Origin of the sequence: Moorena sp. SIO4E2 (genome assembly GCF_010671945.1) — a bacterium.
Taxonomy (GTDB): Bacteria; Cyanobacteriota; Cyanobacteriia; order Cyanobacteriales; family Coleofasciculaceae; genus Moorena; species Moorena producens.
In genome coordinates, this window is sequence record NZ_JAAHIE010000039.1 from 1 (window position 1) to 18,405 (window position 18,405).

An 18,405-nucleotide genomic window follows, 5' to 3' on the forward strand; every position below is an offset into this window, starting at 1 on the left:
ATTTTACTTGCCTCTTGTCCACCGGCATGACCACCCATGCCGTCGGCAACAATAAAGAAGCGACCGTCCGGGTCTATGTAGTAGTCATCTTGGTTAACTGTACGTAGTAAGCCCGGATCTGTAATACCGGCGAAGCAACTTTTCATCACATCGGTTGTTTACTGGCTTGATGCTTTAGACATCTCCAGAAACTCGGTTTTGACCCAGGCAGTGCAAGGGTTTGAGGTTAATTTTTGGAGATGTCTTTTCTGCTCGTCCGTGAGCTTCAGTTTGGTTTTGATGGATAGAAGCATAATTATTATCGACCTAATTCAGTTTAATTAAGGAAATGTCCAAAGATGTCCGGATAAATGCCGAAATATCCAACGATTTAGCCTCCTAGTACTTGCTAGTACAGTGGATAGATCGTGGAATAAGGAGTTATTACGACTTTACAACAACTACAACATCCGATCAAACCGGTCAAGCCGTCGGAGCAACCTAATTAAGGCAAATCCTAACATAGCTGCCACCAAAACGACTACCAAGGCTAGTACAACATTACCATTGACAAATAAAATAGTAGCCGAAAGGGTGAACGCACTGATTAATAAAGTATAGTTGGTTCCCAACTGAATACCACTCAGCCGTCGTAAAACCCGGTCTGATTCAATAGAGCGCACTCGAATGCGCAGGTCTCCTCTTTCTAATTTATCAATAGTACTTTCAATGCGCTGGGGCAAACCTAATGCTGTACTACTCATCTGTGCGGCTTGGCGTCCCAGTTCATTAATAAAGCTATTGTTGTCAGGAGTGTTGCCGTTGGTCATAATCTCTAGTGCGAAGGGTTTTGCAACTTCCATAAAATTAAATTCGGGGTCTAAGCCTTTACCCACTCCTTCCAGTGTAGAAAAGGCTCGCATCACAAATGTGAACGTTGCTGGGAATCGAAAAGGCTGGCCATAAGCAATTTCGTAGAGGTCATCGCTGATGTTACTGACCGATTGCTCCTCAAAGGGCTTATCCATGAAATTATCCAGCATGTACTGAACTGAGCGCCTTACCGGTCCCATATCACTCACTGGTGAGAGCGCACCCAATTCAATTAGGGAAGTCACCACTCGGTCGCCGTCTTTTTGGGCAATGCCAAACAGGGTTTCCATCAGTTGCTCGCGCACATTGGCCTTAATCTGCCCCATCATGCCAAAGTCGTAAAATATCAGGGAACCTTGATGACTAACCGCAATATTTCCCGGATGGGGGTCAGCATGGAAGAAGCCATCATTTAGCAACTGCTGTAGGTAAGCTTCTGCGCCCAGACGAGCGATTAATTTGCGGTCTAGACCAGCTGCTTCTAGAGCTTCGTAACTACTAATCTTAATCCCTGGTAAAAATTCTAGGGTCAAAACTCGTGATGAGGTATAGCGCCAGTAGACACGGGGTACCTTCACCCAGTCATAGCTGCGGAAGTTGCGCCGAAATGTATCTGCATTTCGACCTTCATTGAGATAATCAATTTCTTGCCAAAGAATGCGACAGCACTCTTCATAAATCCCGCTCCAGTCCCGACCACGCCCCCAGTCTGGATGGTTTTGAAAGTAATAGGCGATCCCCTTGAGAATTTGTAAATCAATGGTAAACAGTTTTTTTAAGCCTGGTCTTTGGACCTTAATCGCTACCTCTTCACCACTGCGAAGTTGAGCTTTGTGAACTTGCCCTAAGCTAGCCGCCGCCAGAGGAATTGGGTCAAAACCACTGAACAGTTCCTTGATGGGCTTGCCTAAATCTTCCTGGATGATCTGCTCAACTTGCTCGTAACTAAAGGCAGGAACCCGGTCTTGTAGTTTGCTAAGTTCTTCTACGTACTCACTGGGGAATAAATCGGCACGAGTGGAGAATAACTGTCCAACTTTGATAAACGTTGGTCCGAGATCTAAGAATGTATCTCGAATCCAGATAGCTTGTGTTTTGCGTCTATATGCCTGCTTTTGCTCCGTATATCCTCCCCGATAACTCCAAGGTTTCCCATCAAGCCACAACCCAGTCATGAGGGTCAAAACAAAACGCCAAATATCAATAAAACGCCTTTGACGGGAGTAATTTTCTTGATTCCACCGATAAGCTTTTTCGCTGTATGGCTTACCTATAGAACTTTGGCTAGACACATTGCGTTCCTGATCTAGTGTAAGGTTAATAGAGTTTTGAGAAAGAGCAGACACTCGGATTTCTCTGTAAGGTTTTTATCAAAAAAATAGCAGGTTATTAAAAAAAGATTAAAAAGCCTCGAAACTACTCCCTTTTGTAAATAATTTAGGGCAGTAACGATTAATCTTATCAAGATTGCTTGCGATAGTTTTTTAATTCAGTACGCAAGCTGGCAATTTCTGCTCGCAGCTCATCAATCATCGCTTGCAGATCAGCTGGCTTGGATCCTGTTTTCCCTGTGTTACTACCTGTGTTACTACCTGTGTTACTACCTGTGTTACTAATAGTAGAATCAGCTGCTGCTCCGGCTTCCCGATTGGCACTTTCTATTACCTGATCGGTAAACTGCCGCAGTCGATCACGCTGCTCAGCATCAAACTTGCCTAACTCACTCAGGGCATTGGTCAGAGCATCCTCGAGCTGCCGATTAATGGCTTGAGCTGCAGCCCTACCCAGAAAAAAGGCATGAATTACAGAGTTACTCATTGATAAGTTTCTTTAGCTTACGTAACAAATTATAACGTACTTGCCCAGGATTATGAGTGAATTCAAATCTAGTTACTTGCCTCGTATATCCTCAGTTTGTCCAATCTGCCATGTCCTTTTAATTTAAAAATTTATTATTATATCACTTTATGTATTTAAATCTAACAGGACTTAGGAAGTAACTTTTCCTTAGTCGCCCTACTACTTATTAAGCGCGTTTGGTGGCCAGTGTGCTGTAAGTCCTGTACAAGTATGAATATGAATAAACCACCTTGATGAGGTTGAAGGTGTTTCAGAGTTGGGGTTCTGACAAAGGCCAATTGCTGCGAGGAGGGAAGGATTGATCGGTGTGGAAGATGGTAGAACCAGGTTCTTTTTGAGAGTTCATTCGCAGTGCGAAACCAAATCCTAATCCGGCTGAGGCGGCAAGAGCACCGGTCATCAGTAGGGCTTTCAGTGGGAATCCAGCTTTGGTAGTTTTGAGTTTTGAGGTTTGAGTTTTGAGCTTGGCGTGGACAGTTTTGAGAACAGCTAAGGTCTGAGTGCTCAGTTTTGAAGGCTGAGTGCTCAGTTTTGAAGTCTGAGTCTTCAGTTTTGAAGGCTGAGTGCTCAGTTTTGAGGGCTGAGTCTTCAGTTTTGAGGGCTGAGTCTTCAGTTTTGAGGGCTGAGTGCTGAGTTTTGGGGAAATTAATGACTTTTGCTGAGGACTCAGCACTTTCAATTGAGAACTGCTTTGAGGAACTTTCTCCTGAGTTGGCAGCAGCGATAACCAAGCTTCTACAGTTTGAGGACGTTGATTGGTGACCATGTGCAAGCCACGCCAGACTGCTTGTTTAACTACTGGAGTTAGGTTTTGTGGACATGGTGGTAAGTCCGGCAGGAAAAGAATATAGAAACCTTCCTGGGCATGCAATACTTCCCTGACTGGTGCGGGTAAGGGTGGGGTTCCAGTTAGCAAGCAGTAAAAGGTTGCGGTTAAAGAGTAGACATCGGTTGCGTGGGAAAGTTGCCCTTTAGAAATGTACTGTTCTGGGGCGCTATACCCAGCAGCAATTAAACTGGCGTGGGTTTGCCTGACTCCTAGGGTGAGTTGACTAGTAATCCCAAACTCACATAGCACTAGTTTATCGGTATCTTGACGCAGAATTATATTTTCCGGTCTAACATCTAGATGCAGCAAACCCTTTTGATGTAATATGCTAAGGGCATCGCCAATTTGACGAATGTATGCAATAGCTTGAGCTTCTGGAACCAAATTGGCTTGGATGAGTTCAGCTAACGTCTGCCCCGGAATATATTCCATGACTAGGTAAGGTCGTCCGGCAGCTTCAAAGGATTCGATTACCCTGACTAAATGCTGATGCTGACAGCCGCTCAAGAGCCTACCAAGGGCAATAAATTGCCGCTTGAACTGGTCACCATGGGGATGGTGGCACAGATTGTCGCTGAGGGTTTTGATCACCACGGTTTGACCAGACTCAGCGTTGATAGCTAGGTAGGTTATGCTAAAGACACCTTTGCCGAGCTGGCTATGAAGAACATATTTGCCGTTGTGCAAGACTGTGCCTGCCTTTAAGTCCATGAAAGTTCAGTTCAACTCCCACCTATGCTAACCTTAAGTGGTGCAGAATGGTTGACACGCCCTAGGTTTCGTTCCTCGTTTTTTGAGCAATCTTGGATCAAGGAAAAACCAGGATAACTATCAGCTAAATTATTCAGCTTCATTATTCTATGCTAGGAGTCGTTAATCAGGAGCAAAGATTACCAAGGGTTCCCAATTAGGGTAAAAGCGCTCCAATAGTAGGGATGTCGTAACTCCACATCTGGCAACTTGGCTAAGGCTGGTGGTAAAGGAAAACTGCCCTGATCCGTTACCAACTGCCCTCTCTCCAGACGGACTGTACCCCTGAGCAGATTTAACTGAGCTTTCCGTATCGCCTCGGCTTTCACTGGGACTTCCTGTAATTTTTCGTAAAACGTTGTCATTAGCCCCAGGGTACCCTCATCGCTGACATACCAGAGACTTCCCAATGCGGACTTGACCCCCGCTAGCACTGCTAGACCGGCAAATCCTAATTCGGCTTGCTCGTCTCCTAAGGCAGTACGACAGGCACTTAAGACCAACAACTCTACCTTAGGCTTACTTAAGCCTAGTTTATGGAGCTGGTTAAGTTGCAGCTTGGTATCCCACAGCTGGATGTAGGAATTACTGGGCTTACCGGCTAGGAATTCACTATGGGTAGCCAAATGAACGATACCAAAGGGTTGTGAGGCACGAGCTTTTCTCAAATTTGCTACGGTGAACGCTTCGTTAAGTAATGCCTTTCCTGACCAGAGTTTTTCTGTAACCATCGATAACTCTACAGGAACGGCTGGTAATGGGTTTTTGTTCTTAAAGTAGGATGCTCCCATGGCCAAGACTTGAAATTTCCTAATGTCTACATAGTTCATGTTGGTTAATGATAGAGTTGGCATTAAACCAAGGCTATATCGTTCTACAATAAAACCAGTGCCATCATGGAGTGCTGCCATGGGTAAGGAGCGCAAACCAACGTCCATGATAAAGGCAAGATTATTTATTTTTTTGGCTTTTAGCTCCTGCTCTACCGGACTAATCAACCAACGATACAACTGCTGAGCCAAGGGTAGGTAGACATTTGCGCTTTCGAAATTGGTGATACTCTTTTGGAATTCCCGAGCAACAGAGAGAACTTGCGATCGCGTTGCTCCCTGCACCTGTTTTCTAATTACTGTTCCCGAAGCCGTAACGACTAGTAATTCGAGCTGTGTATCGAGATTTTCTTCCCAGTGTGACCTAGTCTTTTGCCGATTTTCCGTTGTCTCTCGTTCCGGTTTGGTTGACGTCAATCCCTTGGAATTAAATGGCTTTCCCTTGGTAGTTTCCGCTTTAAATCCCGGTTTAAAGAACAGGTAAATTATGGCAGGTTTGAGTCCAGTAATAGTTTCAATTTTGCCTAGGTGGGCTTGGGCTTCTTCCAGGGTAACTATGGGAGTTTTGCTAATGCCTAGATGTTTTTCAAACGCATAGGTGAAGCCTCCCTCAAGTTGTTTAACATCAGCTTCTGCTTCTAGGGTAGAGTTAGATAATTTCCTGGTAACTAGCCGTGGTTCCGATTGTGCCGGGGATTGACTACTATTAGTATTAGGAATCTCTGCTTCTAGGGTAGAGTTAGATAATTTCCTGGTAACTAGCCGTGGTTCCGATTGTGCCAGGGATTGACTACTATTAGTATTAGGAATCTCTACTTCTAGATTAGAGTTAGATAATTTCCTGGTAACTAGCTGTGGGTCCGATTGTTCCAGGGATTGAATACTATTAGTATTAGGAATTTCTGCTATAGGATTTGTTTCTATTGGATTGAAATTCATTTTGTTTAAATTCAGATCAGCTTCTCTTTTAGTAGACTGCTCTTCTATTTCATTGGAGTCGGTTTGAGTTGGCCTATTGGAATTTGGAATCAAATTGGTAGCCATTGCTTGACCTTGGCTAGTCAAATTTGAAGATGGCTCCCCAGTCTTAATTTCTATATCACCTGAATCTGAGATCGTCGAAGTCAAAAAGGATCCTGGGGGAAGAATGGTAGAATCACCTGTAGAAATAGCTCCCTCTGTACCATTAGTACTGCTATTTCCCACCTCAAAGGGGGTTTGCCCGTTTCCCCCATGACCGATGGTGATTTTTCCTCCACCATCTCCCCCAACTGTAGCAATGCTCACTGCTGTTTCTTTGCCCTCGATTAAGGTATTAAAGGTATCAGTGGCTGTAAACATATCTTCTGTGGTAATTTCCACATTCCCGCCTTTGCGATCGCTACCACCTTGGGCATTGATCCAGCTAACCTGAATATTACCGCCATCGAGGGTAACATCCCCTCCCTTGCCAACTGTTGCTGATGAGTTAAGCTCTTCCGTGCTCAGAGTCTCAGACGCTGTGATTGTAATCGCTCCACCATCTGTGTTGATATCACCTACAGTGACATTAACGCCATCAATGGTGATCTCTCTACCCAAAGTAGTGATCGATTGGGTAGGATCCATTGAAAAATCCCCACCGTCAATGCCATCAGCATTAGCAGTAAACTTTAGGGATAGGGGATTAGCACCACTAACCCCTTGATCAGAGAAGTTCAGAGAGACGTTAGGGGCAATGGTAATATCATTACTAGCGTTGAGAACAATGTTGCCCAAGACTTGTTCTAGGGCATTCGCGCTAAGGCCAGGTGTCCCCCCATCCCCGGACAAAATTTCCATCACATCAAAACCAAGGGGATTATCCCCTAGCTGCTGACCAGCAATCCCTGTCCCAGGTACAATAGTAATGTTATTGTGGTCGAATGTAATCGTGCCGTTTTGACCAACAGGGGCGGTGAGATCAACTTTTTTGCCATCAAAGATTAAAGTCTGTTGGCTAGATATCTCAACTGTCCCACCATCTGGTGTTTTATCACTTCCGGCCTGTGAAGTTTGCTCTTGAGCGCCACGGGCAGTAATATCCCCGTAGAATGCTGTAGTTTCCTCTGACCAGACAGTAACTCGACCTCCGTCTCTATCTGCCGCTTGTCCATCAGCCTTAATCACGGAATCACGGCTGACAAAGGTGCGATTGGCATTTAATTTCACATTGTCTGGATTGTCTTGGGGGTTCTTCCCAATCCACACCTGGCCACCATTACTACCGGAAGAGTTAATCGTGGCATCAATTAGAGCAATGCGATCGCCTAATACTGTTACACTGCGTCGCCTAAGTTCTTGGTTGGAAACATCTAGGGTACCGGACACAATGGTTGTTCCTGTCTCAGTGGGAACTATGGTGCCAGAATCCGTCAGCTGTACTGTTCCATTGGAATTGGCACTGAGTCCGGTCTCAACGCCTTGGGCTGGTCCTGTGAGTAGCTCTGGTATATCTAGTGCGGTAATTAATGGTTGCCCATCTAGTGTACGAGGGGGGTCAATCTCTAGATTCAACAAATTTCCAGATTGAGAAATCTTAACCAAACTTTGCCCTGGTACAGCAGCGATAGTAATATTGCCTCCCGGTGCGTTCAGTTGCCCAGTGTTAATCACACTACCCCCGATCAAGGCGATCCGTTGATTGTCTGGCACTTCCAGGTCACCAGCGTTAATGATACTTCCAGGTTGGGCTAAATCAAAGGCAAAGCTAGTGGGCTCACCAATTAAGTCCTGGTACCTCTTATTGTCACCAAAGGCATCAAACCAATTCCCGTCCTCAAAGCCAATCCCAGTTGCTGTGGTTGCTGTAAAGGAAGCAGGGACATTCAGTCGAGCATCAGCCCCAAAAATAATCCCTGCTGGGTTCATTAAGTATAAGTTAGGGCTCCCATTACCGCTTATGATTTGAATTAGACCATTAATAATTGAGGGATTACCGCCTACGACTCGCCCCAAAATATTCCTAACCTGGGGATTATTAGGGATAAAATTGGCAATCTGACCGGAATCGAGTCCAAATTCCTCAAAACTGTGGAACAGATTCGGTTGATTGCTATTAGAGAGGCTACCACCAGTGATCTCGAAGCTTTGACCATTAGGAGTTACAATTGTCCCTGCACTGTCTTCTGCTGAAGTGATTTGTGCTATTGCTGGTAGCCCACTTGGGGAGAGCAACATGGCTACCCCCCAGGGCATGACTTGAGCTAGAGATAAGCGGTTGAGGAATGAAGGAGAGATTTTTCCCTTAGAGCCTTGAGGGGGGAAAATCTTGCCCTCTAGGGGACTGCACCGCCCTTGGTACTTAGAATTGCTGGGCTTGGGTCTTACTACCGGTTTCCCCATAATCTTCATAGCAACCCCTAACGTTCTCTGTCTATTAGTCATGCAGTGTAGTGTTCATGCACCTAGTTGGAAACAGCTGTAGCACCGATCCACTAGGGTAAGGCCATGGTAATTTTACTAATTTAAAACTAAAATAGCCATGGTAAAATAGCCATGGTAGGATAGCCATCCTTAGTGATCACTGATCACAGTAACAGAATAGGTGTAACTTATGGGATATTCTGTCTAGCTGACAACAGCTAAATGGTTGTCTTGTGGTACCTGCTGAGGTGCTTCTGCAGGTAATCCTACAATATCTTGGTACATATTGATATATTCCCTGGCTGACTTCTCCCAACTAAAGTCTTGGCTCATAGCTCGTTGCTGCAAACTCCGCCATTCTTTCTTGTAGCGGAAACCTTCCCAAGCCCGAACCATACAAGTATATAAATCTAACGGTTCGTAGCGGTCAAAGCAGTAACCCGTTCCAGTTTGGTTGATAGGATCATGGTGGGAAACCGTATCCACCAAACCGCCAGTACGTCGTACAATGGGAATACAGCCGTAACCCATGGCCAGCATTTGGCTAATCCCACAGGGTTCAAAGCGGGAAGGCATTAAGAATACATCACTACCAGCATAGATCCGTCGAGCTAGAGGATCGTTATAGAGGATTTGAGCAGACATTCGTCCTGGATAGCGGGATGCGATTTCCCACAGTTGGGTTTCATAGTAGCGCTCTCCCGTACCTAGGACTAAAAATTGACAATCGGTGTAAGCTAGGAAACCCTGTAAAACTTGCACGAGCAGGTCAATCCCTTTCTGTTCCACTAAGCGGGAAACCATACTGATCAGACAGGTATCGGGATTGATGGCTAAGCCGACTTCTTTCTGGAGGGCTACTTTGTTTTTGCTGCGGATGTCGAGAGTATCAGCGGTGAAGTTGTGAGGAATGTAGTTATCGGTTTCGGGATTGTAACTTTCTGTATCAATCCCATTGACAATTCCAACAGTTTTACCACTGATAAATGACAGCAAACCTTCTAAGGACTCACCGTATTCAGCAGTTTGAATTTGTTGAGCGTAGGTGGGAGAAACAGTATTTACCCGGTTAGCATACTGTACAGCTGCCGCCATAGTATTATGACCTTGCATATACCAGGGACACCAAGTCATTTCTTCTAAGCGCCAGCGCTGGGGGCCTTGATAAGCCAGGTTGTGAATTGTGAAAACTGTGCTGATATCTGATGATTGGTTCATCCAAACGGGAATCATGCCCGTGTGCCAATCATGACAGTGAATAACATCAGGCTTCCAGTAGTTCCAAGCAAACTCAGCTGCACCATTGGCAAATAGGGTGAATCGCCAGTCTTCATCATCTCCAGAGTAGATTTGGCGACCAGCAAAGGCAGCATGACCAAATAAATATAAGGGGACATCAGTCTTGGGTAGTAGGGTTTCAAACACATTGAAGTGTTGAAACATAGCATCACCGGACCAGACTGGTTCCTCTTGAATCTCCATTTTATCGGGCAAAAAGCCGTAGTAAGGCATGAAAATTCGGACATCCTGTCCCAATTGCCTCAAGGTTTTGGGTAATGATCCCACTACATCCCCCATACCGCCAATTTTCGCGATGGGAGCTGCTTCCGCCGCAACGAATAGAATCTTCATCTGTTAGTTGTAAATTATTGGTTGTTAGTGCCTAGGAAATAGCTGCAAGCTTGAAGGATGAAGTGCATTTGATCAAGCCTGAAACATGGAGCAGAACTTTTCAGGAATTGACCTTGAACTCCTATCAGACTTGATCGAAGAACCTTCAGCTTTCCGGCTATCAAGGCTTACTGTAGCCTGAGCAAAAATTCTACGGGAAAAGAAAAAGGCTATGGCTTAAAAAACCTTTTCCTTAGCCTTTTCCTACACTGAAAGCGGATCAGGAAAATTATAAAATCTATAACGCTTGGCACAGGAATTGAATTGACTTTTCAGCTATATTCCTATTCCCGCTCGATTTGAGCCAAAATTTCAGCCAAAATCTCTTGTGCTCCTTGTTTTTTGAGCTGTTCGGCAAGTTCGAGTCCCAAATTTTCTGCCTGACTCTGCTCCCCTTGAATGGTATCTTTGACAAGTTTTTGCCCATCCACACTAGCCACTATAGCTGTTAGGGTTAGGGTATTGCCTTCCAACTGAGTGTCTACACCGATGGGAACTTGACAGCCACCTTCGAGCGCCCTTAATAATGACCGTTCCGCGTAACAGCGTTGAGCAGTGGGGGGATGTGCGATCGCATTGAGCAGTTCTAAGACTTCTTGATCATCCTCACGGCATTCAATTCCCAAAGCCCCTTGTCCCACAGCATGGAGTGATATCTCTGGTGGTAAAATTTGGTGAATGCGATCGCTCATGTCCAGTCGTTTTAGCCCAGCTACTGCTAAAATTAGTGCATCGTAGTCACCAGCATCCAGTTTGGCCAGTCTGGTGTTTAGGTTACCTCTGACATCTTTAAAACTCAGATGGGGAAAATGGTAGCGCAGCTGAGCCAGCCGTCTGAGGGAGGAGGTTCCAATGATCGAGCCTTCTGGCAACGTTTCTATCTGTTTATCTTGGTGCTTTTGGTGCATTACTAAAGCATCGGCGGGGTTCTCCCGTTCTGTGACGCACCCTAACACTAACCCTTCTGGCAATCTGGTTGGCAAGTCTTTGAGGGAATGCACTGCAAAATCGATCTCATCCCTAAGCATTCCCAATTCCAGTTCCTTAGTGAATAACCCTTTATCCCCAATCTTAGATAAAGCCACATCCAGGATTTTATCTCCGTGGGTACTCATGGTCTGGACTTCAAACTCTCGATCTGGAAAATGCTTTTTCAGTTGCTCTTGTACCCAGTAAGTCTGAATCAGAGCAAGTTGGCTTTTCCGAGAACCGATGCGAATTGTCCGGGCAGGACTGGTAACGGTAGAGGTCATAGGGCTGTCAATTTCTACAAGGCAGATCAATTTACTTGTTCTAGACTACCGCAGAAGGTGACGTTTCCGTTTCCATTTCTGTAATTAGCTATTTGTCATTTGTCATTTGTCAAAAACTAAGGCGTAGTATATAGCATTTATCAAATAGGTGAGGTACACAAGTTTGAGATTTTAGGGAACTCGAATCCACCCTACCTTATTAAGGGTGGCAGGGAACTCAGAAGAGGGAACTTCGGATCAGGTAAAAAATCCTGTCTACCTCATTAATATGACAGCGGTATTCGCATCTTATTTTGAAATGCCTACTGGATATGAGAGTCATACGATTAGTATTTTTGCTTAGAAATTTTTAAATCTTTGTTAGGTGCGCTTTCCGGAGACGAAACCTTGAAGAGGGTCGCCTTATTACAAAAGTTTTAACCCTTTTACGTATAGCCAGTAACCCATAAAGGCGACCCTCTTCTTACGGTAACTTCGTTCCCGCATTAAGAATTTAATTCGCTACGGGTCGCACCTTTTGATGCAAAGCGCGAGTGGGGCAAACCACGGCAGTTGCTCATGGTTTGAACGCGCCCCGCGTCGGCAGGCCTTGAAGTTACCGTAAGAGAGGGTGGCCTTATTAAAAAATATTTAACCCTTTTCTGCATAACCTACTGACATTAAAGGCGACCCTCTCTAAGGTTTCGTCTCCGGGGGAACCCCCAAGACCGCATTGCCTCCCCGTGAGGCTACTGCATCGCTTTTGAGTAAGGCTTCTATAATTTAGATACCTTTGCATTGATTAATATGAGAACCACTATAACTCAATACTAATGACTCAAAATTTCACTACTTGAGTGGTGGGATGAGTTAACCTTTATCAGCGACGCCAAAATTTTTTTCAGTGATAGTATAGCGCTTTTTATCCTCATGAGGTACACATTTTTTTTTACCTCTTCCCTCTTCCGAAGTCCCTGCTCCGAACCAGCAACCCGTGGCCTACGGCCTCAGTACCTGCTCCCTAAAACCCAAAAACTTGTACCTTACTAGATTAAAAACCGCTATATTCAAACAGACATCATGGCTTTGTAAACAATTGTATAGTCGCTGAGGGGGTGACATGCAAGCTGAAATCCTTACTGGGTAATATTTTCAGCCGATGTGTTACAAAAAGATACATGCTGTTTTGGGCTGACCTTGGATGTAGTTATAAGGGTTTGAGCTTGCCATTAAATCACAGGAGGGTCAATTTGGGAGTTTATCTTTTCTAAGAGAATTGGAATCAAAGGCTTATCTAGTAAGCTTTTCAGGGCTCATGTCACCCCCTCAGGTATAGTCGTTATGTTGAAATATATTGAGTTCACAGTAAATTTTAAGTTACTTATACTATTGTTGTACTAATTGGTTGAGGTGCAGTGTAATTGACTTAATCGGGAAGAGGTAAATGGTGGGAGGGAAAGAAAGGTGGAAATTACCACTAAACTTTCGAAATTTTTCCTAAATTTTGCCAATTTTATCTTGATTATCTAAATTTTACTTCTATGACCACAACTGCCCCAGAAACCAAGGCATATTCGAGTCTAAGTAATAGTGGTTTGTGTAAATAGTTAACGGGTTGACTCGAAAATATTTCCTTTACCCCCACGGAAATTCCTCCCCTAAAACGGTTTTATCCTGACTTAATCAGGGTGCTCGCTAGATTCGCGCTTATATAACATTGATTATTTAATAGTAGGTCACGTCGCCTGCGGTTGCTGAGGAAAAGAACCGTGAGAGGCTGATGGGTGCTTAAAAGTTAAAGATTTGCAAATAAATATTGCAGGAATTTAAGCAATGCCAAGTTTCAACACTGATAACCCCTGTATGCGAGTTGGTATATTGCATTCCTTAAGGGGAACTATGGCAATTAGCGAAGCCGCCCTGGTGGAAGCTGAGCTGATGGCGATCGCAGAAATTAACCAAACCGGAGGAGTTCTTGGTCAATATATCAAACCGATCGTTGAGGATGGGGCATCGAAGTCAGCGGAATTTGAGAGCAAGGCCAGAAAACTGATTCAAGAGGATCAGGTAGCCACAGTCTTTGGCTGCTGGACGTCTGCTTCTCGTAAAGCAGTTTTGCCCGTATTTGAGGTGTTAAATTCTCTGCTATGGTACCCCCTACAATATGAGGGTCTGGAATGTTCCCCAAATATTTTTTATACCGGGTCTTGTCCAAATCAACAAATTGAGCCAGCGGTGAACTGGCTGGTGAAAAATTACGGTAAGCGATTTTATCTGATCGGTAGCGACTATATTTTCCCCCTGACTGCCAACAAGATTATTAAAGCGCAACTGAAACAACTGGGGGGAACAGTGGTTGAGGAAGATTACATTCCTCTAGGCACTCAAGATATGGGTGAGGTGATCACCAAAATTAAACAAGTTCGACCAGATGTGGTCTTCAACACCCTTAATGGTGACAGTAATGTAGCCTTCTATCGCCAGTACAAATCCTCTGGAATTACAGCTGATCAGATTCCGATTATGGCAGTGAGTGTGGCTGAGGCGGAACTGCAAAGGATAGGGGATACAGCGGCGGGACATTATGCCAGCTGGAGCTATTTCCAGAGTCTGGACACTCCTAATAATCAACGGTTTGTCCAGAATTTTCAGCGTCGTTACGGAGCTAACCGAGTGACTAGTGACCCCATTGAAGCTGCCTATGCTCAGGTTTACCTCTGGAAACAAGCCGTGGAATCCGCTCAATCATTTGAGGTAGACCGGGTAAGGGTGGCAGCTTATGGTCAGAAATTTGATGCTCCGGGAGGATTAATCCAAATCGAACCCAATCACCATATTGGCAAAGAATGCCGGATTGGACGGATTTTGCCGACTGGACAATTTGAAATTCTGTTTACCAGTGAACGTCCGATTAAACCCCTACCCTGGTTAGGGGTTGAAACCTGTAACTGTGCCTCAGATGCACGAACTCACCAATACAATGGGTCGGCTAGGGCCACACCATTGATCGAACCCTACAGCACAAATGTGGTGATTGAATTATTGGCTGAGGTTGCTCAATGGATTGAAAAAGCTAGGTATCTAGAGACCAATGCACAAGCATTAGAAATGGCAACGGAACAGTTGAAACATGAAATAGTTGAGCGGCGACGAATTGAAGCAGAACTCCAGAAAGCCTTCGATGAGCTGGAGCTCAAGGTTGAACAACGCACAGCTGACTTAAAAGCATCTAATGCTCAGCTTATGATGGAGGTGCGAGAGCGTGAGCAAGCTCAAGAAGAACTCAGGGCAGCTAAAGATCAGTTACAGGCAGTGTTGGAAGCGGTACCAGGGATTGTCTCTTGGATTAGTTCGGATTTGCGCTACTTGGGTGTGAATCGCCATTTAGCCAAAACTTTTAACTTGTCCTCAGAGGGGTTTGTGGGTCAAGACATTGGGTTTCTTCAGGCTAGCTCAGAGTTTAATGACTTTGTCAAGGAGTTTTTTGCTAGCCCAGAGCAAGATGCTTGCCGAGAGGTTTTTGCTATTGTTAATGACGAAAAGCGAAACTATGTAATTGTTGCCCAGAAGTACCATCAAGGCTCAGCCGCTTTCACCGTTGGGATTGATATTACCGAACGTCAGCAGGCTCTTGATGACCTGCGCAAGACCAAAGATCAGTTACAGGCCGTGTTGGAGGCAGTACCGGGAATTGTCTCTTGGATTAGTTCGGATTTGCGCTACTTGGGTGTGAATCGCCATTTAGCCAAAACATTTAACTTGTCCTCAGAGGGGTTTGTGGGTCAAGACATTGGCTTTCTTCAGGCTAGCTCAGAGTTTAATGACTTTGTCAAGGAGTTTTTTGCCAGCCCAGAACAAGATGCTTGCCGAGAGGTTTCGGCTATTGTTAATCACAAAAAGCACAATTATGTGATTGTTGCCCAGAAGTACCATCAAGGCTCAGCTGCTTTCACTATTGGGATTGATATTACCGAGCGTCGGCAAGCTGAAGAAGCCCTGAGGCAAGCTGAAGCGAAATATCGCAATATTTTTGAAAATGCTGTAGAAGGCATCTTCCAAACCACCCCCTCAGGACGTTACCTCAGTGCTAACCCAGCCTTAGCTCGCATCTATGGTTATGAGTCCCCAGAAGTATTAATTAATACTGTCACGAATATTGAGCAGGAACTTTATGTTGATCCGAACCGTCGCTCCCAATTCATCCAGTTGTTGGAAGAAAATGGTACCTTAGTGGATTTCGAGTCCCAAGTCTATCGCCAGGATGGCAGTTTGACTTGGATTTGCGAAAATGCCCGTGCCATTAAAGATGAGCATCGCAATCTGCTCTATTACGAAGGTACTGTGGAAGACATCTCTGAGCGTAAGCAAGCTCAGGAAGCCTTGCAAAGAGCCAATGAAGTGTTAGAAACCCGAGTGGAGCAACGGACAGCAGCACTACGGGACGCCAATCATCAACTACGGATTGAGATTGTAGAGCGCAAACACATCGAAGCAGCACTACGTAAATCCGAAGCTGAGTTGCGGGTGCTATTTGGGGCGATGACCGATGTGATTACCGTTTTTGATGCTCAAGGACGATACATGAAAGTAGTCTCCACCAATTCTGAAGTTTTATATAGTCCAACGACCGAACTACTTGGTAAGAGTGTCTACGAGGTTTTTCCCCCCAAGCAAGCTGAACTTTTTGTCACCCATATCCGGCAAGTCTTAGATACTAAACAAACCCTGAATATAGAATACAGCTTACCTATAGGAAATTATCAAGTAGGAAGTATTAAGGATGAAATTAGTTCTAACTCAGACTTGAATGGCCACAAACTTTCGGACTTCGATTCCAAGAATATAGGGCATCACACTAACAAATATTATCACAATTCATCCGATTATGAAAAATTTTCGGAATTCAATGGCCAAAAGCTAGTGGAGCAAACTGAAAAACCCTTTCATACTTCACACTTTAGAGGTGATAATTCCCAGGTGTGGTTTGCTGCGAGTGTCTCACCCCTGCCAAACAATTGTGTGATTTGGGTCGCTCGTAATATTACAGAGCGCAAACGGGTTCTAGATGCACTTCAGGAAGCTGAAGAGAAGTATCGTAGCATCTTTGAAAATGCCGCTGAGGGGATTTTTCAGATTACATCGGATGGGCAGTACCTGAGTGTCAATCCAGCTTTAGCTCGGATGTATGGCTACTCTTGCCCAGAAGAAATAGTGGCTAAAGTGACCGATATTGAACAGCAACTCTATGTCAACCCCAACAGCTATGCTGAGTTTATTGCTGCGGTTGAGGAGCATGGTGCTATCTCTGATTTTGAAGCTCGGGTTTATCGACAAGATGGCCAAATCATCTGGACGTCTCAGAATGCTCGTGTTGTGCGTGATACTCAAGGGAAACTACTATACTACGAAGGCACTGTAGCCGACATTACCAAGGGCAAACAGGCAGAAGCAGCACTGAGAGCTGAACAAGAAAAGTCGGAACACTTGTTGTTGAATATTTTACCTCACTCCATCGCCCAACGATTAAAACAAGAGCCAAAAGCTATTGCGAATCGCTTTGAGGAAGTAACAATTCTGTTTGCTGATATTGTGGAGTTTACCAAGCTTTCTGCTCGCATCTCTCCCACAGAATTGGTTAATCTACTTAATCAAATTTTCTCAAGCTTTGACCAACTAGCGCAGCACCATGGATTAGAGAAAATTAAGACCATTGGAGATGCCTACATGGTGGTTGGTGGTCTACCAAACCCTAGGGATGACCATCCAGAAGCGATCGCAAACATGGCATTGGATCTCCAACAGGAAATTAGTCGTTTCCAGCGGCATGATGGGGAACCATTCCGCCTGCGCATCGGGATTAACACTGGTCCTGTGGTAGCTGGGGTGATCGGTATCCAGAAGTTCATTTATGATTTGTGGGGCGATGCGGTTAATGTGGCATCTCGGATGGACTCTCAAGGGGAACCTGGGAGAATTCAAGTTACTGCTAACACTTACGAGCGTTTACGAGACAAGTATTTGTTTGAAGAGCGAGGGATTATTAATGTTAAGGGCAAAGGAGAGATGATCACCTATTGGCTGACTGGAAGAAAGTAACTCATTGTTGAAGGTTGTTCGCCCTTGGCGTCCGAAGTAGGGTGGGTTGAGGGTTGAAGGTTGAGGGTTGAAGGTTGAGGGTTGAAGGTTGAGGGTTGAAGGTTGAGGGTTTAAGGTTGTTCGCGTAGCGTGGCCGAAAGCCCAAGGTTTAAGGTTGTTCGCGTAGCGTGGCCGAAAGCCCAAGGTTTAAGGTTGTTCGCGTAGCGTGGCCGAAAGCCCAAGGTTTAAGGTTGTTCGCGTAGCGTGGCCGAAAGCCCAAGGTTGTTCGCCTTTGGCGTTCCCGTAGGGTAGGTTGACCGCCTGCCGATCTTTGGGGGGATCAAAGCTTGACTGTTAACTAGCCCTTACCTTATTAATCCTCCATCTGCTTCTGCTTTTGGATAGAAATTTTTAGCCAGGTGTTCCTTGACGGAGTCTGATGGGAATCCTAGAGGAATAAATATTTCTGATTTACTAAAATCTAGGTTAACCATGAGCAGAGTTTCTGTTACCCAACAGATTGGTTTGATGTTAGGTATCTCCCTGGTGTTCGGTAACTGTTTGGCCAGTCGCAGTCTTGCCCAAACACTGTTTGAACTTGATGGTCGTGCTTACTTGGTGGGAGCTGATGGTGCTTTCCTGGGTTTAGTGTCTAGTAACCCTGTGGATGAAAAGTCGATTTGTAATCAGCTAGGGGATTATGGTAATCTGTCGGGCGTTGATAGTGTGTGGAATCGGGAGGGAAATTATGGGAGTTCTAAGTCACACCTCAGTGCCTATAACCCCAGCACAGAATTACCCCCTGCAATTTATTACAGAAAGGCTCAAATCGGTTTTTTGACGGTAAACCCACAAATCGAAAATTCTTTTGATCCTGATCTTTTATTTCAGGCTTTCTGCAAATAACAGCTTCATCAGGTTG

General features: G+C 44.9%; 11 protein-coding genes. 2 read left to right on the plus strand and 9 right to left on the minus strand.

All coding sequences use genetic code 11. From position 1 onward, the window contains the following. From F6K37_RS07325 to hemC, 7 genes are all read right to left on the minus strand, one after another. Window positions 1-146 (minus strand): PP2C family protein-serine/threonine phosphatase (locus tag F6K37_RS07325; RefSeq protein ID WP_502887730.1); only part of this gene is annotated, 146 nt, incomplete at its 3' end. Between the two features lie 294 nt (window positions 147-440). Next, window positions 441-2,144, minus strand: coding sequence for an ABC1 kinase family protein (locus F6K37_RS07330; RefSeq protein WP_229414387.1), 1,704 nt, complete (start codon window positions 2,142-2,144; stop codon window positions 441-443). 169 nt (window positions 2,145-2,313) lie between these two features. Continuing rightward, on the minus strand, window positions 2,314-2,670 hold the full coding sequence (locus F6K37_RS07335; RefSeq protein WP_287249223.1) for a DUF6825 family protein: 357 nt from the start codon (window positions 2,668-2,670) through the stop codon (window positions 2,314-2,316). A gap of 292 nt (window positions 2,671-2,962) precedes the next feature. After that, a complete protein-coding gene (locus F6K37_RS07340) occupies window positions 2,963-4,252 on the minus strand; it encodes a serine/threonine protein kinase (protein ID WP_287249225.1) in 1,290 nt (429 codons plus the stop codon). A 179-nt stretch (window positions 4,253-4,431) separates the two neighbouring features. Continuing rightward, on the minus strand, window positions 4,432-8,526 hold the full coding sequence (locus F6K37_RS07345; RefSeq protein ID WP_287249227.1) for a CHAT domain-containing protein: 4,095 nt from the start codon (window positions 8,524-8,526) through the stop codon (window positions 4,432-4,434). A 183-nt stretch (window positions 8,527-8,709) separates the two neighbouring features. Continuing rightward, window positions 8,710-10,137, minus strand: coding sequence for a glycogen synthase GlgA (gene glgA, locus F6K37_RS07350; RefSeq protein WP_008180891.1), 1,428 nt, complete (start codon window positions 10,135-10,137; stop codon window positions 8,710-8,712). A 323-nt stretch (window positions 10,138-10,460) separates the two neighbouring features. Beyond that, the gene (hemC, locus tag F6K37_RS07355) at window positions 10,461-11,429 is read right to left on the minus strand and encodes a hydroxymethylbilane synthase (protein WP_287249229.1); all 969 of its coding nucleotides are present in this window, start codon (window positions 11,427-11,429) and stop codon (window positions 10,461-10,463) included. Window positions 11,430-13,241: 1,812 nt separating this feature from the next. Here hemC and urtA point away from each other — a divergent pair. Beyond that, window positions 13,242-17,504, plus strand: a complete 4,263-nt coding sequence (gene urtA / locus F6K37_RS07360; protein WP_287249231.1) for an urea ABC transporter substrate-binding protein — start codon at window positions 13,242-13,244, stop codon at window positions 17,502-17,504. 1 nt (window position 17,505) lies between these two features. Here urtA and F6K37_RS07365 read toward each other — a convergent pair whose 3' ends face one another. Beyond that, window positions 17,506-17,649 (minus strand): hypothetical protein, encoded by a 144-nt coding sequence (locus F6K37_RS07365; RefSeq protein ID WP_193374690.1) that lies wholly within the window; start codon window positions 17,647-17,649, stop codon window positions 17,506-17,508. 199 nt (window positions 17,650-17,848) lie between these two features. Beyond that, on the minus strand, window positions 17,849-17,977 hold the full coding sequence (locus F6K37_RS07370) for a hypothetical protein (protein WP_008180894.1): 129 nt from the start codon (window positions 17,975-17,977) through the stop codon (window positions 17,849-17,851). Here F6K37_RS07370 and F6K37_RS07375 point away from each other — a divergent pair. After that, window positions 17,976-18,389: a hypothetical protein gene (locus F6K37_RS07375; RefSeq protein WP_008180895.1), complete on the plus strand. Its 414-nt coding sequence runs from the start codon at window positions 17,976-17,978 to the stop codon at window positions 18,387-18,389. The two genes, F6K37_RS07370 and F6K37_RS07375, sit on opposite strands and share 2 nt — an antisense overlap. Window positions 18,390-18,405: the final 16 nt, after the last annotated feature.

Coding starts and splice junctions, on each gene's coding strand:
- hemC (WP_287249229.1), bottom strand. CDS start 11,429: ATGACCTCTACCGTTACCAGTCCTGCCCGGACAATTCGCATCGGTTCT.
- F6K37_RS07370 (WP_008180894.1), bottom strand. CDS start 17,977: ATGGTTAACCTAGATTTTAGTAAATCAGAAATATTTATTCCTCTAGGA.
- F6K37_RS07375 (WP_008180895.1), top strand. CDS start 17,976: ATGAGCAGAGTTTCTGTTACCCAACAGATTGGTTTGATGTTAGGTATC.
- urtA (WP_287249231.1), top strand. CDS start 13,242: ATGCCAAGTTTCAACACTGATAACCCCTGTATGCGAGTTGGTATATTG.
- F6K37_RS07335 (WP_287249223.1), bottom strand. CDS start 2,670: ATGAGTAACTCTGTAATTCATGCCTTTTTTCTGGGTAGGGCTGCAGCT.
- F6K37_RS07345 (WP_287249227.1), bottom strand. CDS start 8,526: ATGACTAATAGACAGAGAACGTTAGGGGTTGCTATGAAGATTATGGGG.
- glgA (WP_008180891.1), bottom strand. CDS start 10,137: ATGAAGATTCTATTCGTTGCGGCGGAAGCAGCTCCCATCGCGAAAATT.
- F6K37_RS07340 (WP_287249225.1), bottom strand. CDS start 4,252: ATGGACTTAAAGGCAGGCACAGTCTTGCACAACGGCAAATATGTTCTT.